Origin of the sequence: Methylobacterium durans (assembly GCF_003173715.1) — a bacterium.
GTDB lineage: Bacteria > Pseudomonadota > Alphaproteobacteria > Rhizobiales > Beijerinckiaceae > Methylobacterium > Methylobacterium durans.
The window spans coordinates 2,106,224-2,128,215 of the sequence record NZ_CP029550.1 but is presented as its reverse complement, the minus strand read 5'-3'; the positions used below and the strand labels follow the sequence as shown (position 1 = coordinate 2,128,215).

General features: G+C 64.5%; 18 protein-coding genes. 11 read left to right on the top strand and 7 right to left on the bottom strand.

Annotated elements, in window-relative coordinates:
* Window positions 1-455: 455 nt before the first annotated feature.
* From DK389_RS09710 to DK389_RS09690, 5 genes are all read left to right on the top strand, one after another.
* The gene (locus DK389_RS09710) at window positions 456-755 is read left to right on the top strand and encodes a hypothetical protein (protein ID WP_109889167.1); all 300 of its coding nucleotides are present in this window, start codon (window positions 456-458) and stop codon (window positions 753-755) included.
* A 461-nt stretch (window positions 756-1,216) separates the two neighbouring features.
* Complete coding sequence (locus DK389_RS32255) at window positions 1,217-1,639, top strand: hypothetical protein (RefSeq protein ID WP_162560592.1); 423 nt, start codon at window positions 1,217-1,219, stop codon at window positions 1,637-1,639.
* An 881-nt stretch (window positions 1,640-2,520) separates the two neighbouring features.
* The gene (locus tag DK389_RS09700; RefSeq protein ID WP_109889164.1) at window positions 2,521-2,712 is read left to right on the top strand and encodes a type II toxin-antitoxin system ParD family antitoxin; all 192 of its coding nucleotides are present in this window, start codon (window positions 2,521-2,523) and stop codon (window positions 2,710-2,712) included.
* The gene (locus DK389_RS09695; protein ID WP_109889162.1) at window positions 2,705-4,732 is read left to right on the top strand and encodes a GAF domain-containing hybrid sensor histidine kinase/response regulator; all 2,028 of its coding nucleotides are present in this window, start codon (window positions 2,705-2,707) and stop codon (window positions 4,730-4,732) included. The genes DK389_RS09700 and DK389_RS09695 overlap by 8 nt, the downstream gene beginning before the upstream one ends.
* A gap of 279 nt (window positions 4,733-5,011) precedes the next feature.
* Window positions 5,012-5,923, top strand: a complete 912-nt coding sequence (locus DK389_RS09690) for a ParB N-terminal domain-containing protein (RefSeq protein ID WP_109889160.1) — start codon at window positions 5,012-5,014, stop codon at window positions 5,921-5,923.
* 248 nt (window positions 5,924-6,171) lie between these two features.
* Here the strand turns inward: DK389_RS09690 and DK389_RS09685 are convergent, their stop codons facing one another.
* Both DK389_RS09685 and DK389_RS09680 read right to left on the bottom strand, forming a co-directional pair.
* Window positions 6,172-6,606 carry an MAPEG family protein gene (locus tag DK389_RS09685; RefSeq protein ID WP_236960774.1) on the bottom strand — a complete coding sequence of 145 codons (435 nt, stop codon included), beginning with the start codon at window positions 6,604-6,606 and terminating at the stop codon, window positions 6,172-6,174.
* A gap of 802 nt (window positions 6,607-7,408) precedes the next feature.
* Window positions 7,409-8,110, bottom strand: coding sequence for a TAXI family TRAP transporter solute-binding subunit (locus DK389_RS09680; protein ID WP_236960773.1), 702 nt, complete (start codon window positions 8,108-8,110; stop codon window positions 7,409-7,411).
* A gap of 252 nt (window positions 8,111-8,362) precedes the next feature.
* Between DK389_RS09680 and DK389_RS09675 the strand changes: the two genes are divergently transcribed.
* Window positions 8,363-8,680, top strand: coding sequence for an integration host factor subunit beta (locus DK389_RS09675; RefSeq protein WP_109889159.1), 318 nt, complete (start codon window positions 8,363-8,365; stop codon window positions 8,678-8,680).
* A 707-nt stretch (window positions 8,681-9,387) separates the two neighbouring features.
* On the opposite strand, the gene DK389_RS34125 is transcribed toward DK389_RS09675, so the two are convergent.
* A complete protein-coding gene (locus tag DK389_RS34125) occupies window positions 9,388-9,744 on the bottom strand; it encodes a septal ring lytic transglycosylase RlpA family protein (RefSeq protein ID WP_418292050.1) in 357 nt (118 codons plus the stop codon).
* A 1,190-nt stretch (window positions 9,745-10,934) separates the two neighbouring features.
* Between DK389_RS34125 and DK389_RS32250 the strand changes: the two genes are divergently transcribed.
* Window positions 10,935-11,207 (top strand): PilZ domain-containing protein, encoded by a 273-nt coding sequence (locus DK389_RS32250; protein ID WP_162560591.1) that lies wholly within the window; start codon window positions 10,935-10,937, stop codon window positions 11,205-11,207.
* A gap of 49 nt (window positions 11,208-11,256) precedes the next feature.
* On the opposite strand, the gene DK389_RS09660 is transcribed toward DK389_RS32250, so the two are convergent.
* Window positions 11,257-11,439: a hypothetical protein gene (locus DK389_RS09660; protein ID WP_162560590.1), complete on the bottom strand. Its 183-nt coding sequence runs from the start codon at window positions 11,437-11,439 to the stop codon at window positions 11,257-11,259.
* Window positions 11,440-12,718: 1,279 nt separating this feature from the next.
* On the opposite strand from DK389_RS09660, the gene DK389_RS09655 reads away from it, so the two are divergent.
* Window positions 12,719-13,180 carry a phasin family protein gene (locus tag DK389_RS09655; protein WP_109896211.1) on the top strand — a complete coding sequence of 154 codons (462 nt, stop codon included), beginning with the start codon at window positions 12,719-12,721 and terminating at the stop codon, window positions 13,178-13,180.
* A gap of 208 nt (window positions 13,181-13,388) precedes the next feature.
* Entirely contained in the window at window positions 13,389-14,576 is a 1,188-nt protein-coding gene (locus DK389_RS09650; RefSeq protein ID WP_109889151.1) for a YsnF/AvaK domain-containing protein, read from the top strand.
* A gap of 374 nt (window positions 14,577-14,950) precedes the next feature.
* On the opposite strand, the gene DK389_RS09645 is transcribed toward DK389_RS09650, so the two are convergent.
* Window positions 14,951-16,011 (bottom strand): IS630 family transposase gene (locus DK389_RS09645; RefSeq protein ID WP_109889149.1). Its coding sequence is split into 2 segments (ribosomal slippage): window positions 14,951-15,525 and window positions 15,525-16,011, totalling 1,062 coding nucleotides; the frame shifts between segments, so codons are not numbered across the junction.
* A 352-nt stretch (window positions 16,012-16,363) separates the two neighbouring features.
* Complete coding sequence (locus DK389_RS09640; protein WP_109889147.1) at window positions 16,364-16,747, bottom strand: recombinase family protein; 384 nt, start codon at window positions 16,745-16,747, stop codon at window positions 16,364-16,366.
* A 414-nt stretch (window positions 16,748-17,161) separates the two neighbouring features.
* On the opposite strand from DK389_RS09640, the gene tnpC reads away from it, so the two are divergent.
* Window positions 17,162-18,439, top strand: coding sequence for an IS66 family transposase (gene tnpC / locus DK389_RS09635; protein ID WP_109889146.1), 1,278 nt, complete (start codon window positions 17,162-17,164; stop codon window positions 18,437-18,439).
* A 312-nt stretch (window positions 18,440-18,751) separates the two neighbouring features.
* Here tnpC and DK389_RS09630 read toward each other — a convergent pair whose 3' ends face one another.
* Window positions 18,752-19,747, bottom strand: coding sequence for a hypothetical protein (locus tag DK389_RS09630; RefSeq protein WP_109889144.1), 996 nt, complete (start codon window positions 19,745-19,747; stop codon window positions 18,752-18,754).
* Window positions 19,748-20,024: 277 nt separating this feature from the next.
* On the opposite strand from DK389_RS09630, the gene DK389_RS09625 reads away from it, so the two are divergent.
* On the top strand, window positions 20,025-21,959 hold the full coding sequence (locus tag DK389_RS09625; RefSeq protein ID WP_418292020.1) for a potassium transporter Kup: 1,935 nt from the start codon (window positions 20,025-20,027) through the stop codon (window positions 21,957-21,959).
* The last annotated feature ends 33 nt before the right edge of the window (window positions 21,960-21,992 follow it).

The following is a 21,992-nucleotide window of genomic DNA, read 5'->3' as shown; positions in this document are numbered from 1 at the left end:
GATCGCCCACCAAGCTCCCGCCGATATGACCGCGGTTAGGCTCAAGGCGACGAGGACAGTGGGCAGGCGGGGCATGGCGCGACTCCGCTGGTTCGGTTCTCTGCCCATCATCGCGGCCCGAGGTTGACCTCCGCGCGTCCCTGATCTCTCGCCAAGCAAGAACCAAGAACCGGCACCAGATGAAGAGGCGCCGGACCACGCATCTGAGGCCCTTGGCGTCGGTGTCGCTGACGAGGGACATCCTGGACCAACGCCGGATGCTGAGCACAGCCCTTTCGGATCAGACCGCGGTCAGGAATGGTACGCGTCCGGCGGCATCCGCGTCGCAGAGAACAGCGATGGGCCGGGACAGCGGATAGGGAAGGTAGGTGCGAGTTCTCCTCGATGAGATGCTGAACGCAACGCGGTCCTGACGGTTGGCCTTTGGCAAGTATGTAGCTCGTAGAGATCGAGAGATGCAGCAGGACACGCCTGACGCCGATCGGACGGCACGCACGATCGCCGAGAACGTTTACGCCGCCTACATGCGGCAGGCTGAGGGCGGCAGGCATCCTCAGACGGAGCAGACGCTCCTGACCCGGCTCGTGGAAGCAATCCGGCCTGAGGTCCCAGGTGGGACGGCCCGCGACCTCCTTGATGCTGCGAACAGCGCCTTGGATGCCTGGGAGCTGCAGAGTGGCGGTGCTGCTGGACCTCGCGTCACTTCTCTCAATCGTGCCGACGGTTCGGTGGGGATGGATGTGACTGGGGCGTGACAGGCCAGCATGTCTCACCGATCACCTGAAGCGTGCCAAGTGCGCACGGCGGCCGTGCTGGCCCGGCCGGAGAAGCGATGATGTGGACCGCCGAGATCGTCGCTCGTGTCGAGCACCAACGGTCTCCGCCTTTGCAGACGAGGCATTGAGGTCGTCTGCCGTTGGGGAGCGCGGTGAGGGCAGCCGAAGCTGCCCCGCCCCTCGCTGAGTTCCCCACATGCGTCGATGATGAAGCTGGCGCCGTGACATGTGGCGGTGCATCCGGTGTTGCCGCGGCTTACTCCAGTCCCGCGTGCGTCCGCTGCGGCGCACCCCCGAACGTCGTGGTCCACATCGCCCCGCGCAGGCCCGCACTGAGGATGGGCGCCGCGCGGCCCTCGAGCGTTTCTGGGACCGCCAGAACCGGGCGCCACTGTGCGCCAACCCCTTCCACAACCGGGCGAAGCAGGCCCAAGAGAACAATGTCTGACGACCTGTCCCTCTGGCGTGCCGTAATCTCCCAAGCTTTTGCCGACGCCGCTACCACCGGCATGCGCCGCGAGACCGTGCTTGAACGTAGCGACGCGCGGCATTGGCTCACCACTCCAAGCCAAGACTTCCATGAGGTGTGCGCCCTTGCCGACCTCGAACCGACACAGGTGCGCACCCTCGCGATCAAGCACATTGCCGAGGCTGATGCCGACACCAAGGGCGAGAACCGTGGGCATCTTCGTGGTCGCGTCGGACAGCTGATCACTGACGCGAACGGTGAGTCCCTGACGGTCGCGCAGTGGGCCGAACGCCTCGGCATCGCTGAGAACACCATCACCCATCGGCTCCGCAAGGGCCTGCCGATCGAGCAAATGCTCGCACCCCGGTTCGAGAAGGCACGCGCCCATGCCTAAGCGCGGACCCACGAAGCTCATCACGTTCGCAGGTTGGTCACAGCACGAGCCTAGAGCCCTCCGGCCCCTGTACCTCACCTGTGCTCGGAAGGGTGCCAGCCGGCTTCCATGCCTGGGGCCGCGAGCCTGCCCCAATTTTCGAGTGCCTTGACCTGAAGGTGGTCTCTCTCAATACCTTGCTGCAGGTGCTTGGTGACACACATTGGCCTTCGCAAGCGCAGGGATACGTGAGGTTTTGTCCATTACGGTATTTCCCCAACGGACAGGACTCGAGCGTTCGAGCGGCGTCCTCGGGCAAAGAAAAGCCCCGCGGGCCGAGTGGCGGGCGGGGCTGAGGAAACGTCCTTGGGGTGCACGGGTTGGGGGCAATCACCGTGCATGAGGTCAACCCGCCGAAACCTTGACCGTTCCACGACCTGAGCAGGGAATCGGGGCCGGGACGCGTTGCGCGAGAGGCGGAGCTTAGTCCGCTTCGGATGATCCGTAGGGTGCCGCTCTGGTTTGAAAGGCTAAGCCGTGGGCCTAGCTGAGGGTGTCAGACTCGGTACCGGAACGGCTGTGCTTCCCCGAATGTTAGGAAGCTTGTCAACGTTCCGGGAGTTCGCCGTGAATAATATCATCTACCTCGTAGGCCTGATCGTCGTCGTGATGGCTGTTCTGGCGTTCTTCGGTCTGCGCTAGGCACACCCGAGCCAAACCGTTCCGCTGAGTATAGAACTGGTTGCGCAAGATCGTGCATAGTCACGCGTAGAGGTTCGTGCCGGGCACGAACCGGCCCTGCGCTGCCCAGTTCGGTATTCCGGTTGTCCGTTGAAGTGTGCCCTAGCGGGCAGACGGTGTTTCGATTGAAACACCCTTGCAGGGACGTGCTAAGCTACAGGATGGCTGCAAAGCACTCCCGTCACATCGCACTCACCGGCCCTCTCGCCGAATACGTCGAGGCCCAGGTCGCCAGAGGTGAGTATGCCTCCGCGAGCGAAATGGTCCGGGCTGCCCTCCGCCTTCTGATGGAGCGCGATCGAGCTGCAGCTCGCCTTATCCTCGCGGCCCAGACTTCGTCGGCCGATGAATAGGCCTGCGCCCGAACTCCACGCAGGTCACGATTTCCAAGCCGACCTTGTGGCCATCGAGAACATCGAGGTGGTGCCGACGATCTTGGAGACCGTCTGCCGTGCGACGGGCGTGGGCTTCGCCGCAGTGGCTCGCGTCACGGACGATCGCTGGGTTGCCTGCCAAGTGCGTGACGGGATTGCATTCGGACTGCCGCCCGGCGGTGAGTTGGAGGTCGCGACGACGATCTGCCGCGAGGTCCGGCGTGACGGAGTTGCTGTCGTCATCGACCACGTCGCTGAAGACGAGGTCTACTGCGGCCATCCAACTCCGGCGCGTTATGGCTTCCAGAGCTACATCTCGATGCCCATCGTGCTGCCAGACGGCACCTTCTGGGGCACCCTCTGCGCCATCGATCCGCAGCCGGCCCGCCTGAACACGCCCGGCACCATCGGCATGTTCAAGGCGTTCGCTGACCTGATCGCCTTTCACCTCGATGCGCAGCAGCGCGTGAGCGTCAGCGCTGTCGAGCGTGATCAGGCTTGGCGCCTGTCGCAAGATCTCCTCGTCATCGTCACTGCCGAGGGCATGCTTCAGGCCGCCAACGCAGCTTGGACGAGGATCCTCGGTTGGCAGGAACATGAACTCGTCGGCAGGAGCTTTGCAGATTTTGCGCATCCTCTCGAGATTGAGAACCTGACCGCCATCCGCACCTGCATCACCGAGAAGCCGCTGACGGACCCTTGCGAGATCCGGGTGCGGCACAAGGACGGCAGCTATCGTTGGTTCGCGTGGACGGGGGCCTTCGAGGGCGGGAAGATCTACGCGAACGGCCGTGACGTCACCACCCATCGTGAACAAGCTGAGGCTCTCGCCCGAGCGGAAGAGGCATTGCGACAATCGCAGAAGCTTGAGGCGGTAGGCCAGCTCACGGGAGGTGTGGCGCACGACTTCAACAACCTCCTGACCATCATCCGCTCATCTGTCGAATTCCTCCGGCGCCCCGATCTGCCGGAGGAGCGTCGTAAGCGCTACATGGATGCGGTCTCAGACACTGTCCAGCGCGCTGCCAAGCTGACCAGCCAGCTTCTCGCCTTCGCCCGCAGGCAAGCTCTCCAGCCTGAAGTGTTCGAGGCCGGAACGTGTTTGCGGGCCGTGGCCGAGATGCTCGATCCGATCATGGGCGCGCGCATCCGCATCGTGACCGAGGTGCCCGATACCCTCTGCTACGTGCGCGCGGACCTGAGCCAGTTCGAGACCGCCCTCGTCAACATGGCGGTGAATGCCCGTGACGCGATGGAGGGCGAGGGCACGCTGACGGTGCGCCTTTCCTGCCGCGATGGGATGCCGCCCATCCGCCACCACTCGGGTGCGTCAGGGCCCTTTGCGGCGGTATCGCTGACCGACACAGGCTCCGGCATCGAGCCAAGCCAGATCAGCCGCATCTTCGAGCCCTTCTTCACGACGAAGGAGATCGGCCGCGGCACGGGCCTGGGTCTTTCGCAGGTGTTTGGCTTTGCCAAGCAGTCCGGCGGCGATGTGGATGTCGCGAGCAAGCTCGGTCAGGGCACCACGTTCACGCTCTACCTGCCTGAAACTGAGGCCGAGATCACACAGGAGCCCGAGGAGGAGCTCAATCCATCAGCGGACGGCTCTGGGCAGCGGGTGCTGATCGTCGAGGACAACCTGGAGGTGGGTAGGTTTGCGACGCAGATCCTGGAGGATCTTGGGTATGTCACGACCTGGGCCCACAACGCTCCTGAGGCGCTGAAAGTGCTTGGCACCGATGGAGCGGTGTTCGATGCGGTGTTCTCGGACGTGGTGATGCCGGGCATGGATGGCGTTCATCTTGCCCGTGAGATCCGGCGCCTCCATCCCGGTCTGCCGGTGGTGCTGACGAGCGGCTACAGCCACGTGCTGGCGAAAGAGGGCCCGGACGGCTTCGAGCTTCTGCAGAAGCCCTACTCGGTCGAGGCGCTCTCGCACATCCTTCGCCGGGCAACAGGCAAGACGAAGCGCAGGCGCCTCCCGAAGCAGACCTGAAGGCAGCAAGCAGCGTCACGGCATGCGCGGATTGGGCGTTATGGAGCCTTTGCGCGACGGTCCGTGCCCGAAATACGTGTCGCTCCTAGGGCAAGCGATGCAGGTGCGCTGAAGGGCACGCTCAAGTCGAACCGCCCAGGTAGGCGTATGCTCGCAGTGTGTCTCAAAATCCTCACGCGTCCCTCGTCAGCTCGGATCTAGCATGACGCTCGCGATTATTAACCTTCTCCTCTGCGTCTCAAGCCGGCTACATACGTGGCTGATTGAGATGGCGCACATATGCAGCAGTGGCTCACCCCGGATCTTGCTCAGTACATGCCGCTGCTCGGGCTGGGTGCGGATGTGGCTCCCGCTATGCCCGCCAGCCGAAAACTGACGATAGCGACGGCTCCCCTCCTGCGGCCAGGGAAGATCGGAGAGGCCTACTTCGCACGCGCCTATCGCCGGCTTGAGGCAGGTCGGCATCAGCACGCTATTCGAGTCGAGTTCGCTGAGCGGTTCTTCGCACGTGAGTTGATGGTCGACATCGACCCAAAGCGGCTGGAGCATCAGCTCATCGACGTCGTGTCCACCGGCTCCGCTGCCCTTCGTCTCTCACACTGGTTCCTCGACAAGGGCGATTGGAGCAGGGCTCTGTTCCCGCTGAAGGCCTCACTGAAGGTCGCCGAGATCGACGCCGTCTTCGACTATGAGGGCCGGCTGGACGAAGCACCGATCTTCCGCGACTTGCTGGACCGTGCAGCGCAGGGACGGCCGGAAGAACGAAATGGTGTGCCGCTGACGAACCCCGCAGCAATCCAGGCCTATCTGGAGCACTATGTGGCGCTTCGTCGAAGCATCGAGGAGCATGGCTTTTGGCGTCGGTCAGAGATCACGGCAGAGACCACCAGCCGATTTTCCGGAACAGCCGTTCGCAGGACGAAGGACGAGCGGAACGAGCGCGAGGTTGGGATAGCAATCGGAGCTGACGGCACAGTGGCACGCATCGTCGGTGGGAACCACCGGACCGCGATTGCACAGCGGCTTGGTCTCAGCCGCATTCCCGCTCAAGTTCGGCTCGTTCATGCAGAGTGGCTGCGCGGCTGGATTGCACGCACCTGCTTGTCTCCTGCTCGCGCCCTAGCTCATGGTCTTCAACATCTCTGCCTCTTGCTTATGATGCAGAGCTCGATCTGGGTTGAGGTGATCTGAGGACCGCAGCGAAGCGATACGGAATGCCCTGCGGCTGTGAGGGCCCGGTCTGGACGCGCTCGGTTCGCCGCCGACCGCTGGCGCCGGTTCTCAACTTGAATGTGTTGTTGCCGGTCAGCCTCAGCCATCCAGCCGGCTGCCACCGGCACAGTTGAGGAACACCTGCTGGGTGCGCAGGCAGTTTTCCATTCCTCGCAGCCCCAGCAGCCCGGAGCGCGGCCGCCGTAGACGCGCCTGCGTGCGGCGCATTACGTGTTCGATCCATTTGACACTATAATGATGCCTATGGCGACCATGCACGCGGCCTGGGCAAGGAACAATGCAAAGCGCAGACTCGCGGCTGCGTTGGTTGGCGGAAGTAAGATGTGCGCTAAGGTCTGGCTCACCCGCGCGGCAAGTATGGCGATCGCCAACCAATCGACGGTCGAGCTCTTCAGGCCCGTAGCCATCAGAGCCACGACAAGGGCCGTGTAGACCGGAAGGTTTTCGACGCAATTCATGTGCGCGCGCATGGCGCGCTGATACCAGTCGCTTCCTTGGGGAAGGTCAGCCCGCCACTCGGCAATCGAAGCCCGACCGGTCAGGATGCGGCTCCAGCGGTAGACCCCTATGGTGCCAAACAGCGTCAACAGCGTCCAAGCCGCGAAGCCAAGTAGGACGAGAACCGGGACGCCCATCGTCATGCTCCTGCTTCCGGTTGCGCGACTGTACTACGGCGCAAGACGCCACCCTGGCAGGACCAACCGGCTCCGGCCACCACGAGCCAACCGGCGCCCTCTGCAGCCGCAAGGCATCGCGCGTGAACTGTCTCATGTGGGCGCGGGCGGAGCCGGACCGAGCGGAGCGGGCTGACAGGGGCGGCACATCGCTGATCTCCAATCCGGTCGCGCCCCGAAGGTGGGCCCTGGCATGGTTCAGCAGGCTCGCACAGAGTCACGGCCACGCTTCCGCACCTTGGGTGCCGCCAGACGCTCTCGGCTGTCTCTGCGGCTCTGTGCGGGTTTTAGGGCCCAAACGGGAAAAGCCCGCCACGTGGAGGTCGTGGCAGGGCTTCCAGTCAGGCCCTGGCGCACGGCACCGCGCAGCGCCAGGGTCACCCTTTAAGGTGGCAACGGGCCAGGTGAATGGGCCGAGTGCAATGGTGAAAGGCTGGCCGGGACAATGCTTCCGCTATGGACGCCTAGAACTTGGACCCACCGCGCCTCGCAGCTTCGACAGCGCTTCCTCGGCAGCTTGGTACCGCGTCCATCCCGGAACCGTGCCCGCCAAATTGACCTCTCCCCACTTTGGCTGAAAGGGCGGTTGCCGCAACTGCTGAAACTTCTCGAAGTAAGCTTCGATAAAGCGACCGACGCGACGGTATCTTTCGTTAGATTTTGGCCAATTGTATACCGCCAGGACAGTCGAGACAGCAACAGTGTTGACTGACTGCCCCGCTGGTATCAGCTCGGGATAGTCATCGTGGCTCAAGGATGTCGGCAGATATTAGTCCTCAAGTTCTTGACCGAACTCTATCGGTAAGAAGTGGAACCCCGGTTTATTCTTCAACTTCGCAAAGAGGTCGTTCGGCTTCCCTACGACGTGCACGATAGCGGCAATCTCGCCCGTGCGCATTTTTTCGATTGCCATGGCGTTATTGATAAGTACCCGCTCAGCCTCGATGCCGAGCCGGTCAAAAATGACCTTCCCCGTTAAGTTCGCTGCACTTCCCGGTGTGTTGAACGCAACCTTGCGCCCGCTGAGTTCTTTCAGAGACTTGATCTCTGGGCGGGCATAAACATGAACCTCAGCGAAGTAGAGGGGTGAGATGTACTGGATCCGCTTTCCAATGTCGGTCACCTTCAGATCGCGCCGGAAATGATCCAGGACGTCGGCTTGCGTGATAGCGATGTCGACGCCCCTCAGGTCCAGCAGGTCTTTCACGTTGCCCACAGCGCCATACGTGACCATCGGGATCACCCGAAGGTTGTCGCCATCATCCAGGACCTTGGCGAGGTCGGCCGCGTATCGAATGAAGCTGCCCTCCAGAAGGCCGCCAGCCAACCCAACCGTCCACGCGTTGGGATCCGGCTTTGAGGCCCGAACCGGTGCTTGGCCCACAGCGGCAGGAAGCGTCTGAGCCGCTGCCGGCAGCATGGCCTCAGCCAGCAAGGTGAGCCCACACAGAGCTACGATCCCGAGCCTCATCAGACCGCCTCAGCCTAAGCTTCTGAACCACCATACCTTGCTTGAGACGGGGCGCGGCAGAGCGCATCGGCCTGTGGTTTACAGGGCTTTAAGCCAACCTGTGCACGCTGAAGAGAGCGCCAAGACTTCGCCCGTTCAGCTCCGTGAACTCGGGCTCACACGAGTTCAGGAGACCACCATGGTGATCCTCGACCCCTGACCGGCCGGCGCGTCACGATCCAGGTGCCGAAGCCGCGGCCGGGCCTCTGAAGTATGGTCCGCTCTGAACTCGTCACCCGCCTGGCGACGCAGAACCCGCACCTCTACGAGCGGGACTGCGAGGCCATCGTGAACGCGATCTTCGATCGGATCGAGGACGCGCTCGCGGCCGGCAACCGGGTCGAGATCCGCGGCTTTGGAGCCTTCTCGACCAAGAACGTGCGGGGGCGCGAAGGCCGCAACCCAAAGACGGGCGAGAGCGTGGTCGTGGCGGAGAAAAAGGCCGTACACTTCAAGCCCGGCAAGGAGATCCGGCTGCGGCTGAACCCCGAGCTGCCTGACGCTCTGCCCGAGCTGCGACGGGCAGGCTGAGGGCGCCTCTCTTCGATCCACAGGCTGTCCACAGCTCGGGGAAACGCCGTAGAGCCTGTCCAGGCCGCCCCTTAGCCTGGGCCCTTCCACAGGGCCGGGCAGAGGATCATGCGCGCGATCGGCAAGGGCCTGCCCGTCCCTCGGCACCGTCGCAGCTCTCGGCGGGCCTATGACCACGAGGCCCGGGAGTGCGAGCCAGCCACTGTCAGCAACGTGCGCGAGGCAGGTGCCTGCGGGATCATTGCGCGGTGCGCATGCAATCACGAAGCCTTGCTGCCGTTCGTCATCCTGCGCCCTGAGGAGTACGTACCGGACATCGCCTTGCGGTGCCGCTGCACGGCCTGTGGTGACCGTCGGGCAAGCACCTACCCGGATTGGAGCGGCGGATGGCGAAGCCGCCGGCCGTGAAGCTGGCCGCTCCATATCGGGCCTTATGCGAAGGAAGCGGCTCCATAACGCGGCTAGTCCTGATCCACGTCGTGCGCGTGCAGACGCTTCACAGCGCTGCGGAGCTGGGCCGGCATGCCCCGGCACAGGTACTCTCGATAAGCCTGGCGAGGGCATGAAGCTGTGGCTCATGCAAGCACGAGACGCGGACAAGCCGAGGCAGCCATGGGTTCGTAAGCGACACCGGAGGGTCACGGGGCCGCCTCAGCTCAGACTCCGCCTAGGTAATCTGCTCCAGGATGTGCCCGCGGTGTCCGCTCCTACTGAGCTCTGTACAGGGCTACTGATGCCACTCCCTCGATGCCGAGCTTCCGTGCGCTTCCACGCGACAAGTCGATGACGTAGTTGCTCTTGCGCTGCGTGCGCTTGTTGGTCCGGTCGGTAATCCGCACGATCACAGAGTGACCGTTCTTCCGGTTGACCACACGCACCCGTGTCCCCAGAGGCAGGGTGCGATGCGCCGCCGTAAGCCCGTCCGGGTTGTAAGTCTCTCCACTCGCTGTGCGGCCGGCATGCTGGTACCAGACGGCTCGCCCGCTCCCGAGCTGATCCGAGCGGTTGGACGCAGGTGAGGCGGGCTGCTGACCGGCCGCAACCGGTGCGTTGGCCTGAGTGATCTTTGTCTTGCGGCCATGTTGCGGCCGGGCGACCACCCGGCAGGAGCAGTGCATCTTGACGCCTCGGCCGTATCGCCAGCTGGTGCGGACAGGCTGCTTACGGCGTGCCGGTACCGTTGCGGTCACCACCGGCTCTGACGGTCCGGAGCGAGCCTCGGTTTGGGGCGGGGGGGACGGCTCTGCTTGGGCCGGAGTGACGAGCGGGCTCTTGACCGTGCCCACGACGCCTTGGGTCTTCTCACCGCTATCGGCCGCGCTCTTCGCGTCCGAATCCTGAGGCTCGCTGTCTGAGACATTCGCCGCCGGGGCACCTTCTTCAGGCGGCAAGGAGGGAGGAGGAAGCTGCGACGAAACCTGCGGGAGCGTGAACACAGGAGCAACGCGCTCCGGCTCTGCGAAACGGTCACCCGAGTTGCTTGACGAAGAGCCCAGCGTCTGAGCCTTCAGGTGACCTGAACCTGCCAAAGAGAGAAGTAGCGCAAACCCTGCCGCAGCCACGAGATCAATTGCCGCGCTCGCCAGTGTGCTAGGAGATTTATTCACATCCTAGAACTCCGCTTTCACAGACATTCGAATATAAGTTAGATCATTTGGTTCCAAGAAACTTCCAAAATCCTCAAACTGCGTTCGCTTCTGTACAGGCCCAATATGCACTCCGCTCCAGCCATCTTCGGGTACGCCGCGACCAGATACAGCAAAGCTACTTACATTTAACTCTGCTGAGTACGTTAGATGCTGAACTGGCGGTTCGGTGGGTCTGAGGGTCCTTGCAGGCTATTCCGAGCGAGGGGCCGCTAGAGCCCAGTTTCCCCTAGTCACCGACGCGGAAATCACGTTTCGCTTCGCTCGGATGCCACTCGTCTACCCCGCGCAGGCGAACTCGCGGCTGCCTCGATTGCGACGGCACTCTGCTCCTCTGCGATTGCGGTAACCCCGCGTCAGGCATGCGGGTGGATCCCTCGGATCTCCAGAACCGGCCCGGTTATTAGGTGGGCATGAGCACCCCTATTCCCTTGCCTGCCCTGCGGACGATCGCAGCCTTGTCGCCACGCGATGCTGATGTTCTCCTGACCCTGGCGGAGCGGTTCTATCGTCTTCCGACTAGCCAGAACGCCCGGCAGGGTTTGCGACGGGTGGCGGCCTACCGGCGCTTCCTCAAGCTACCACCGACGCGCAATGAGCCTGGGAGCATGGCCGCCGACAGCAACGCCATGGTGGAGCAGCGCAGGGCTCCGCGTCAGGACCTCTTCCGGCTCGGGGAGTTGCACCCTGCGGGCGGGTCCTCCCCCATCGACTGTTTGGTGCGCGAAGCCTCGGCGGACGGGGCGCTGATCGAGGTGGGGCAGACGTCCGCTCTGCCCGACGCGTTCACGCTCAAGATCCAGAGCACGGGCCTGAACAAGCCGTGTCAGGTCGTTCGCCGCACCGAGCGATGTCTCGGCGTCGCGTTCACGACGGCATGACACGGAGAGGCTAGGACCGCCGACGCGCCGGGCGCGAGCTCACAGACAGCTACTTTGCGCGGCTGCTCTGCCGCTTCTCCGGCGAGGCAGGCAGCTTAGCGAACGCCTCCTCGCACATGCTGCCGAGGCTGCTACGCATCACGCCCCTGGCCCACTCGCGCCGGCCTTCGTCCATCAGCTTGATCGCCGTGTCCTGCGGCGTCTCCTTGGCGCAGGCCCGCATCACCTTCATCAGCGGGTACTCGGCCTCCCGCCCGCACCTCAGGGGACACTCCACTCCAGGCAAGCCCTCTCACGGCAGCCGCGGGTGAGCTTTCGGGGCTTGCTGCCTAGAAGCACGAAGCACATGGCTGCAGAGGGCAGCGCTGCATCAGCTAGCGGCCACGGGTGGCGAGGCTGAACTCGATCGGCTCCGGTTCGAGAGGAGTTGGCGCTGGCTCGCTGACAGCCGCAACGGCCGGTGACTGAGGCGGTTCGCGTCGCCGTCTCTCCCGGGTAGGTGGGAGGGCAACGTAGCGGCCGAGTTGGTGGGGTCGGATCAACTTGGTAGCACGCAGGCCGCGACGATGGGCCTGCTTCTGCGAGGGAGCCGGCGCAAAGACCAGAGGCAGTGGAGTGGTAGCAACCAGCTCAGGTGAGGAGCTTCCGGCCTCCACCGTTGCCGCTGCCAGGGCAGGAACGTCCTCGCGTCGTGCGGGCGGGTCAGCCCAGGTGCGAGCCGCTGCCCCAGTCCGACGGGCGTCGATGCTGGCAGTGGATGTGCGCTCCAGCGGAGCCGGGCGTGACGCCGTTTCGCGACGAGCCGAGGGCGCGACGTAGATCCCGAGTAGAAGGGCTACAGCCGCTAGGGACATGCCAATGATCGCTGCAAGCCTCATGGTCGGGCAACAGACCGTCGGGAGCGTGCGTTCCCGGCGGTCTTGGTCGTGACCGCAATACCGATCTCGCAGGTGTCGCGGAACCAGCAGTCCCGCCGCCTCCGCCGAACATCGACCGGCAAAGACGACGCAGCCGCTCTCGATCTCCGCGAGCAGCAGGGCTGTGACACGAGGCCGGTGACCGACGCCGCGGAGACGCCGGTCAGCGGCGCCTAATTGGCCAGTTGGGTTCCGGGATGCCTCTGAAGGACCGTGACACGAGTATATTGTGCAGCGCGGTCAGAAGGTTGTGGCTTGGCTATAACAGATGATGGTGAGTGTCATAAATTAATTTGGATCGAGTTGCCGTCACGCACCTTGAATAGAAGTGCCGCGGCGCAAGCTAGGTGCGGTGCGATATGCACGGCGAAACTTTTCGCCGGCCAAGTAGGACGTGCTTATGTTCTTATCGTGAGGACGCGGATACATCATTTTCCTGGGCAGGAGATCCTAATGATTCTCAATCAGATTACCGCTCGAGGCGATCAGCACGAGCTGAGCGAGAGGATCCTTGATACGGCAAGGTCAAATATCGATCAGGCGGCCGAGCAGGGCGAACAACTTGTTGACGCCGCTCGGGACCGCTTGAACCTGATGGTCGCTCTGCGTGAGCAGGTCACTGAGAACGCCAAGCAGATCGTGCAGAGAAGTGCCGAGACCGCCTCACAGCAGGCGCGGGAGGCGGCCGAGCGCTTCACCAAGACCCTGGGCTTCACCGGAGAGGATAGCGAGCGCCTGGCTCGTCAGTCCAAGCAGAACCTGGAAGCGGTCACGCGCTGCGGCACGGTCCTGACCCAGGCCTTCCAGGATGCCTCGCGCGGCTGGTTCGGCCTGGCCCAGAGCCAGTGGCAGCGCAACCTCGAGGGGCTGAACCGGCTGACCCGGGCCAAGTCGGTCCAGGAGTTTGCCGCGATCCAGAGCGAGCTGGCTCGCGAGAGCCTGCAGCACGTCGTGCAGGACAGCCGGGCGATCACTGAGACATCGGCCCGCGCCGTTGAGGAGGCTGGCAGATCCTTCTCCAGCATGGCTCAGCACAGCTCGACTGCCGTTCGCTGAGGCGTCCCCGCCTGAGCCGCGCACATCGAAGCTCGGCAACCTCCACGCTGGTGGGATCGCTTCAGGTTGCCTCCACGGAGCAGCCTGGGCCGGTGATGATCTCTGCGATCACGCCGCTTTAAACCCTCTGAACGATGCCAGCCGAGTAAAAACTAATCAGACTAGCAACGCGACACTCAAGCAGCTTTCAACATACTATGAGGCAGACATGGCTACGATCAGGCAGCTGATACAGACCAGCCCGACGAAGGCGAACGAGCTCTTTGCCGCACTCGCCGACACCTCGAACAATGCCGTGAAAACACGCGAGCGCCTCCTGGGCGACCTCAGGTCCGAGCTGGAGCTCTTGGCCAAGCTGGAGGAGGAGCACCTGTTCCCCGTCCTGCGGAAGCACAAGGAAACCAAAGACCTCGTCACCCCTGCGTTGAACGACAACAAACAAACCCGCAAGCTGCTGGCTGAGCTGGAGCAGATACCGAAGGGCAGCGAGGAGTTTGGTCCGAAAGTCGCCGAGTTGCGGAAGGCCTTCCAGCAAAGTGTGCGGGATGAACGCAAGGACCTGCTGCCAGCGGTCATGAAGGCGCTAAGTGACGAGGAGGCACAGGCCATCGTCGAGAAGATCGAGGAAGGGAAGGCTGAAGTCGAAGAAGCAAAGCGCGCCGAGGCTGAGCAGCGCCGGGCCGAGCAAAGGCAAGAGCGTGAGCAGACCGAGAAGCTCCTGGCCGAGCAGAAGGAAGCCGCCAATCGCGAGCGGGAGACCCGAGAGGCCGCCCGGCAAACTGCCGAGCAAGTGGCGCGGACCGCTGAAGCTGCCGCTGAGAGCACCCGCAAGGTGACCCAGAACGCCGCGGAGACCGTTCAGCGTGTCGCGACTGCCCCGTTGAGCACCGGCTCGCTGTTCTTCGACGCGATGTTCGGGCTGTGGGGGGTGCCGTCCGGCCGCTCCCTCGCGCGGTCCGGCAATGCCTCGGCATCCAGGAACCAGGTGTCGACCCAGGACGAGGAGGTCATCCCGCTCGCCGAAGAGACGTTGATTGTGGGCAAGCGCACGGAGAACAGCGGCACGACCACGGTCCGCCGCTATGTCGTCGAGGTGCCGGCCGAGCAGCAGGTGACGCTGTATGACGAGAAGGTCGTGGTTGAGCGGCGCAGACCTGTGACCGATAAGGCAACCGGAGAAGCCTTGACCGAGCTCACCGTCGAGATGGTTGAGACTTCCGAGGTGCCGCTGGTGGCCAAGGGGGTCAGGGTCAGGGAAGAGGTCGTGGTCCGTCGGGAGCGCACGAAACGTGTTGAGACGGTGCGCGACACGATCCGGCGCGACGAGGTTGAGATCTCGAACGCGAGTGGGCGCTCCGGCAACAGGCGGGCGGCGCTCGCTTACAGCCGCAAGTAGGTTCCGACCGCTGGCACAAGCGGGCCGCAGTCGATGTACCGATTGCGGCCTTGCTCGTTGTGGCCCCTGCCAAAGCCGTTTCGCGTAATCTGAGACTGTGGGAGGCAGTGAGGCAAACAAGGCCATGCGTCAGGGCGCAAGTGAACTGGTCGAGGTACTCACCGCAGCGGTTGCCACAGACGAGCGGGCCGCTCGGGATGTTGCCTCTGTTGCCGAGGTTGTTGCTCAAGCTGGATCACCAGCAGCGGCTGAGACACTGAGGGCGCTGAGCGGCATCCACGAGCGCAGGGCACATCAGGCAAGGCGCCAACTGGCACTCCTCACGGAGAGGTTTGGTCCGCTCCTGCAAAGCAAGTAATACCAATCGGTGGTGATCATAACTGATAGGCCCAGTCACGCAGGCCGATGGACATGATCTTCCAAGGCTGGTCGATGAACCGGTTCCAGACCTGACAGCACTGCTCGACGATGTCCTCGTAGGACGAGAAGACGCGGTCGCCGAGCCAGTTGTCGCGCAGGAACTGCCAGACATTCTCGACCGGGTTGAGTTCCGGGGCGCAGGCTGGCAGCGGCAGCAGGGTGATGTTGGCGGGCACGACGAGGTCGTGGGCGACGTGCCAGCCCGCCCCATCGAGGATCAGCACGGCGTGGGCGCCTTCCTCGACGCTGCAGCTGATCTCCCTGAGGTGCTCGTTCATCGCCGCGGTATCGCATCTCGGCATGATGAGGCCGGCACCCTTGCCCTTCTCGGGACAGATCGCTCCGAAGATGTAGGCGTGGGCCGTACGTTGGTCCTTGGGCGCCGAGGGCCGGCTGCCGCGGCGCGCCCAGCGGCGGGGCAGCGTGTTCTTCTGGCCGACCCGAGCCTCGTCTGACCACCACACCTCGATGGCCGCGCCAGCCGGCAGCCGGGCTCGGATCGCCCTCACCTCGGCTGGCAAGTTTTTTTGAAGGCTGCCAGTGCGGCCGGGTCCTGCTCATGATGGCGCGGGCGTGCCGACAGCTTGCGGAAGCCGAGTTGTTTCACCGTGCGGCCCACCGTGCTCTCGTTCAGGCTCACGCCGAAGCTGGCGTAGATCCAGGCGGCGAGATCCTTCAGCCGCCAGCGCACCACGCCGTGTCGATCCGGGTCCGGCCCGCTCTCGACGATCTGCGCCAGCGCTTGACGCTGCGCATCGCTCAACTTGGCTGGGTTGCCCGGGGCCTTGCGGTTGATCAGCCCGGCCGGGCCAGCTGCGTTGAAGGCGAGCACCCAATCTCGCACCGTCTGCAACCCTACCACCCCGATCCGAGCCGCATCCGTGCGGCTGCTGCCCTCGTAGATCTCGGCCAGCGCCAGCAGCCGGCGGCTCTGGCCCGCGTCTCGGCTGGCCTTGGCCAGACGTCGAAGATCGTCGGCGTTGAAATCCTCACGCAGAGCAACCGCAGCGGACATGGCAAACCCTCCCGGTTCGCCTCATCGAACCAGATCCGCCGCCGATACGAAACCTCGTGAGTCGCTATCACCGTCGACCGGTATAAGCCGTCTCCTAGCTCAAGCTGACTCCGGCATCAGCTTGCCGGTACCAGCCGAAGGATGGGCGGAATGATTAAGGGATGGTGGCGGCGATCGCGGACCAGCATACGGCGGGCGCTGACCTAAGACGAAACTCAATTGATCAGGCCGGAATGCTGCGGGCGACAAATAACGCTGCCTGCCAGTGACGAGGTATCCCTATCCTATTGGCCGCGCTCAGCGCAGCAATCGACGGCCTTTTTCGCAATACGATTTGTGTGCCGCCGCAGTCCTACTGCGCAACCTGAGAGTTCAGTCTCTCCAACACCCTTTGCACCGTTGTGGGATGCCACTGCCCTCCGGTGATCGTAGGCACGCCACGCTTGTTGAGAGCGTCCGCCGTGCGACGCACGCTGGTGATGCCCTTGGCTTGCAACTCGATCAGCACGGGCCGTAGCCTCGCTGCGTAGTCGTCGGCCCGCTCCCCACGTTTGGTGTTAAGCGCGGCTGCGTTCTTGCCCATCTGCATGCCCCTCATATTTGCAGCAGCCAGCGCGGCTCTCGTCCGTTCGCTGACTGCGCGGGCTCCCTGCTCGGCCACTGCGACCATGATGTGGAGCGTGAAGCGATTGGCCTGACGCATATCCAGTGCCAGGCGGTCTACCCCGCTCTCCATTGCGCATCCTCCCAGCGCTCAACGAGTATCTTCGTGACCATTCTCGTCAGCCTCGCTGCTGGGAACTCAGCCATCTCCGGCAGTTTCTTGATTCTCGCGGTGGTATCGGACTAGCAAATTCAGCTAATCTTGAGCGATCGGTCGAGTCAAGCTCTACTGATGCATTTTGGGCTTTGTATTTCTTCGCGTGCCCGCTGCTTTTTCCATCAAGATCTGCGCGGGCATTGGGTTATCCTGAGCGTCTTCGATCCGAGAAGCGACCATGCGCACACTCGGCATGCATGTGGTGGCCTTCCTCCTGGCTTAGGGAGGTAATTACCCACGCGGTTTGAGCGCCAGGTTCGAAGGACGTGCGGCGGCGCGGGGGTCGTGCGGGGCCTTGTGCGGGGCCGGTTTGGCTGATTCGTTCGTGGGATGGGCCGCAGCGATCTCGAACGTCTGAGCCGGGAAGAACTGATCGAGCTGGTGCTGCGGCTGCAGCGCCCGCAGAAGACCTCGCGCACCTCCTCAAAGCCGCCGTCCACCGACCGCAAGGAGCGGCGGGAGCAGGCCAAGCCCGGCGGAGCCAAGCCCGGTCACGAGGGCCATAGCCGTGTGCTGAGCGAGGATCCCGACGCGGTCGTCGATCATCGTCCGGATCGGTGCGCGTGCTGCGGCGGCGCCTTGCACGGGGACCTTCCCGCCGAGGTCGTGAGCGTGTCCGAGCGGATCGAGTTGCCCGCCGTGGCGCCGGTGGTGACCCGGCATCGGCGGCTGGCCGTGCAGTGCCCGTCCTGCGGGGGGCGCGGCGTCGCGCCGGTGCCGCAGGCCGCGCGGGGCACGCCGTTTGGTCCGCGGCTGCACGCGGTGGCGACGTATCTGAAGACCTTCCAGGCTCTGTCCTACGAGCGGCTGCAGGCGGCGCTGTCGGATCTGTTCGGCCTGACGCTCAGTCAGGGCGGGCTGATGAACCTGCTCCGCCGCGCGCAGGCGCGCTTTCGGGCCGGCCGCGAGGCCGCCGTCGCAAAGCTGCGCCGTGCCGAGGTCGTCGCCTCGGACGAGACCGGGGTGCGCATCGAGGGCTCGAACTCCTATCACTGGGTCTTCCACTCGACGGACGCGGTGGTGCACACAGCCTCGCCGACGCGCGGCGCCGTCGTGGTGCGGGAGATGATGGACGGGCACCGGCCCGCGGTCTGGATCTCCGACCGCTACACCGCTCAGCAGGGTCATGGCGTCCGCCACCAGACCTGCCTGGCGCATCTCGCCCGCGACGTGGCCTACGCCGTCGAGGTGAGCGCCGATCCGGTGCCACTGCGCCTCCAGTTCTGGCTGCAGGCCGTGTTCGCCCTGGCCGAGCGCGTCACCGATCTGGCCGCCTCGACGCTCGCGGCCAAACGGCGGGCGCTGGAGCGGCGGCTTTCCGACATCCTGTCCGCCCCGAGCCGCTGTGACCTGACCTACGAACTGCAGGCCAGGATTGGTCGGGCCCGCGATCAACTCCTGGTCTTCCTCGATCATCCCGGCACGGTCGCGGTCACAAACAACGGCTGCGAGCGCCTGCTCCGTCCCGCCGTCGTGCAACGGAAGATGACCAATGGCTACCGTGCGATGTGGGCCGCTACCGGCGAGGCCGACATCCGCACCGTCGTCGACACCGCCCGCCTCTCCGGCGCCAGCCCGTTCGCGACGATCCTCGCCACCGTCGCCTGAACGGCGCCCCCATCAGAGGCGTGGGTAATTACTTAGGGAGCCTTCTGGGCCACCATGCTCACCGCGCCACCGGAGTCGGTGGCCAGAGACCAGATCGTGCCCGCGGTGCACATTCCGCTGATGACAGAGCGGGCAACTCAGAGATACAAGGCAATGGATCCCGAGCGCTACGACGCGGATGAGAGGACGTGTTCTAGGGCGTACTTCCCCAGCATGCGGCCTTGTCGCCTCTCATAGCGCTCTACGTTCCATCTTCGGTGGGGCTGAGTGCGATTCAGCGACCATCAGGAGGTGCGCCATGCGGCTTCCTAGCTAGAACTCCATGCCGAACTTCACGCGCAGGTTGTGGCGCTCGAACTGGTTCAGGCCCAGGGCACGCCGCGCGTACGCCGGATCGGTGTCGCGACCCCAGACCTGCGCTCCGTAGGCCAGCGTCAGCCAGGCTTTCTCAGTGAAACGGTGGTGCAACGCAGGACCGATGAAGAGCGCCTCGCTCTCCAAGCGGTTGAGGAAGATCCCGTCATAGCCCCGCAGGTAGCGAACCTCCGGGCCCAGGAAGGTCTTCTCCGCGATCCGTCCAACAACGGCGTTCGACCACAGGAACGTCGAAGAGCGGTATCCCTCGCCGGAACCTCGCTGCCGCCCTGCGGCTGGCTCGAAGCTGATGTTGCTGCCGTACCAGATCTTGTCCGGCACCACCTGAACATCGAGTTGCAGCAGGCTTTCCATGTCGAAGATGTTGGCCCCGTTGCCTTCGATCGGCAGCACGCGGGTGAAGCGCGGTCGCACCTCGATCGCCAGCCCGAGGGGCTGCTCGGCAGAGCCCTTCAGGAACTGGTACTTGAGCTCCACTGACACCCCGTCGAAGGTGCCGAAGGACTTGTCGTCCAGATCCACGATGTTGCGCTGGCGACGGAGGTTGCCGAAGGCGCTCAACTCGACGCTGAACCTGTCGATGGGGTTGAACTGGTAGGCGAAGCGGGTGTCGAGCACACGGTAAGTCGATGGGCCTGGTCCGTCGCGGCGCTTGCTCAGGCGTGTGACGGTATCGACCACCACCTCCTGCTCGCCCTTCTCGCCCGCGTCGGCGCCCTCGGTGAAGCCGAACAGGTGCTCGGTATCGACGTCCTTCTGCTTGTCTGACTTGCCGCCCTCCTGGCCGTCTCCCTTGCCGCCCGCCGAGGAGCCGGCCTTGTCGGAAGCGCCGTCCTGCTTGGCTCGGGCGGGGAGCGAGGCGAAGACCGCCAGGGCGAGCAAGGCTGCGACCGCCTGGGAGACGCGACGTGCGAGCCTGAAACGTGCGGTCATGGTCCTGCGTCGGGCCCTCTGGAGGCGGGGTGTCTGCCTCTCCGCTTAGACACGAGGCTGGGCCGTCTGCCTGCTGCTGAAATGCCACGCGCCACGGGAACCTTGCGCCGGAGGGATGATGACCGGGGCGCGGACGTGCGTCGAAGACGGAGCCGCGACGCGTCATCCCGGCCGGACGGGCACTACCAACGTCCGTGTCCGGCGAACGATGCTGGCTCCTCGGCCGTTGAGGCGGCGCATCTGAGAGCGGGCTCGAACCGGCCGGAGGAACGTGTCCATGCCTACTCGTGCCACGACTGAGCTTTCGTCGGTCCGAGCATCGACCCAAGCATCGTTGCAGGCCTCGTTGCCGGCGAGCACGGAGCACGACTCGAAGACCGGCTTCTGGGCGCTGACGCTCGGCTCGGTCGGCGTCGTCTACGGCGACATCGGCACGAGCCCGCTCTACGCGCTGAAGGAATCCCTGCATGCGGCGTCCGGCGGGCACGGTCTCACCCGCGAGATGGTGTTCGGTGTCGTCTCGCTGATCCTCTGGGCGCTGATCCTGATCGTCACGCTGAAATACGTGCTCATCGTGATGCGGGCGGACAACGACGGCGAGGGCGGCACGCCGTCCCTGGTGGCGCTCGCCCAACGTGCCCTCGGACATTCTGGCGGCTTCGTCATCGTGCTCGGCATGGTCGGCGTCGCCCTGTTCTACGGCGACGCCATCATCACGCCGGCAATCTCGGTGCTTTCGGCCGTCGAGGGGCTGAAGCTCGTCACACCCGCCTTCGAACCGTATGTCCTGCCAATCAGCCTCGCGATCCTGATCGGCCTGTTCGCGGCCCAGAGCCACGGCACGGCGCGGGTGGCGACCTTCTTCGGGCCGATCACGGCCTTCTGGTTCGTCGTCATGGCGCTCGGCGGGCTCGGTCACATCGCGGACGACCCCGGCATCCTCGGCGCGTTCAACCCGGCCCATGGCGTCGCCTTCCTGCTCGGCCACGGCACGGCAGGCCTGCTGGCGCTTGGCGCCGTGTTCCTGGCCGTGACGGGCGCGGAGGCGCTCTACGCCGACATGGGCCATTTCGGCCGCGGGCCGATCCGGACGGCATGGTTCGCCCTCGTTCTGCCGGCGCTCGCCCTCAACTACCTGGGCCAGGGCGCCATGCTGCTGGCCCATCCCGAGCGGATCGAGAACCCCTTCTTCCTGCTCTACCCGGCCTGGGCCCTGCTGCCGATGGTGCTGCTCGCCACGGTCGCCACAATCATCGCGAGCCAAGCGGTCATCACTGGCACCTTCTCGATCACGCAGCAGGCTATGCAGCTCGGGTTGCTGCCGCGCATGCGCGTGCAGCGCACCTCAGAGACTGAGAAGGGGCAGATCTACATCCCGCGGGTGAACTGGTGGCTGCTGATTGCGGTCGTGTTCGTGGTGGTGCTCTTCAAGTCATCGAGCGCGCTGGCGGCCGCCTACGGCATCGCAGTGACCGGCGACATGGTCATCACCGCGAGCTTGCTCTTCATCGTCGCCTGGAGGGTCTGGCGCTGGTCGCCCGCCCTCGCGGCCCTCGTCATCGCGCCCTTCCTGCTGATCGAGTTGGTGTTCCTGTCCGCCAACGCCCTCAAGCTGCTCCACGGCGGTTGGGTGCCGCTGACGATCGGGGCGGCGCTCGTCACGGCGATGTGGACCTGGCGGCGCGGCTCGGGCCTCATCGCCGAGGAAATTCATCGTCGGCGCGTGCCGCTCTCCGAGTTCACCCGCATGGCCGAGACCGGCTCGGTTCAGCGAGTGCCCGGAACGGCCGCGTTCCTGACCGGCACGCCCGGCGACACGCCGGGGGCCCTGATGCACAACGTGAAGCACAACCGGGTACTGCACGCGCACAACCTGATCCTGCATGTGGTCACGGAGGATCAGCCGCGGGTGCCTGAGGCCGAGCGCATCACGATCCGGAAGCTCACGGACGCCTTCTCCTGCGTGACGGTGCGCTTCGGCTTCATGGAGCTGCCCGACCTACCGCGCGCCCTCGCCAGCGCTGGGCTCGACACCGGCAACCTGTCCTACTTCCTCACGCGGCGGGTCTTGGTGGCCTCGCCGGAGACCGGCATGCCGGTCTGGCAGGACCGCCTCTACATCGCGCTCGCCTGGACCGCGACCGACGCGTCCCGCTACTTCCGCATACCCGTGGACCGGGTCGTGGAGATCGGTGCGCAGATCAAGATCTAGAGGCGGCAAAGCAGCCAGATTTTTCCTAGGCCG

Excerpts from the sequence above, each read along its gene's own strand:
- DK389_RS09710 (WP_109889167.1), top strand. The coding sequence starts at position 456 with ATGCAGCAGGACACGCCTGACGCCGATCGGACGGCACGCACGATCGCC.
- DK389_RS32255 (WP_162560592.1), top strand. The coding sequence starts at position 1,217 with ATGTCTGACGACCTGTCCCTCTGGCGTGCCGTAATCTCCCAAGCTTTT.
- DK389_RS09700 (WP_109889164.1), top strand. The coding sequence starts at position 2,521 with ATGGCTGCAAAGCACTCCCGTCACATCGCACTCACCGGCCCTCTCGCC.
- DK389_RS09695 (WP_109889162.1), top strand. The coding sequence starts at position 2,705 with ATGAATAGGCCTGCGCCCGAACTCCACGCAGGTCACGATTTCCAAGCC.
- DK389_RS09690 (WP_109889160.1), top strand. The coding sequence starts at position 5,012 with ATGCAGCAGTGGCTCACCCCGGATCTTGCTCAGTACATGCCGCTGCTC.
- DK389_RS09685 (WP_236960774.1), bottom strand. The coding sequence starts at position 6,606 with ATGACGATGGGCGTCCCGGTTCTCGTCCTACTTGGCTTCGCGGCTTGG.
- DK389_RS09680 (WP_236960773.1), bottom strand. The coding sequence starts at position 8,110 with ATGAGGCTCGGGATCGTAGCTCTGTGTGGGCTCACCTTGCTGGCTGAG.
- DK389_RS09675 (WP_109889159.1), top strand. The coding sequence starts at position 8,363 with ATGGTCCGCTCTGAACTCGTCACCCGCCTGGCGACGCAGAACCCGCAC.
- DK389_RS32250 (WP_162560591.1), top strand. The coding sequence starts at position 10,935 with ATGGCCGCCGACAGCAACGCCATGGTGGAGCAGCGCAGGGCTCCGCGT.
- DK389_RS09660 (WP_162560590.1), bottom strand. The coding sequence starts at position 11,439 with ATGAAGGTGATGCGGGCCTGCGCCAAGGAGACGCCGCAGGACACGGCG.
- DK389_RS09655 (WP_109896211.1), top strand. The coding sequence starts at position 12,719 with ATGGTCGCTCTGCGTGAGCAGGTCACTGAGAACGCCAAGCAGATCGTG.
- DK389_RS09650 (WP_109889151.1), top strand. The coding sequence starts at position 13,389 with ATGGCTACGATCAGGCAGCTGATACAGACCAGCCCGACGAAGGCGAAC.
- DK389_RS09640 (WP_109889147.1), bottom strand. The coding sequence starts at position 16,747 with ATGGAGAGCGGGGTAGACCGCCTGGCACTGGATATGCGTCAGGCCAAT.
- tnpC (WP_109889146.1), top strand. The coding sequence starts at position 17,162 with ATGGGCCGCAGCGATCTCGAACGTCTGAGCCGGGAAGAACTGATCGAG.
- DK389_RS09630 (WP_109889144.1), bottom strand. The coding sequence starts at position 19,747 with ATGACCGCACGTTTCAGGCTCGCACGTCGCGTCTCCCAGGCGGTCGCA.
- DK389_RS09625 (WP_418292020.1), top strand. The coding sequence starts at position 20,025 with ATGCCTACTCGTGCCACGACTGAGCTTTCGTCGGTCCGAGCATCGACC.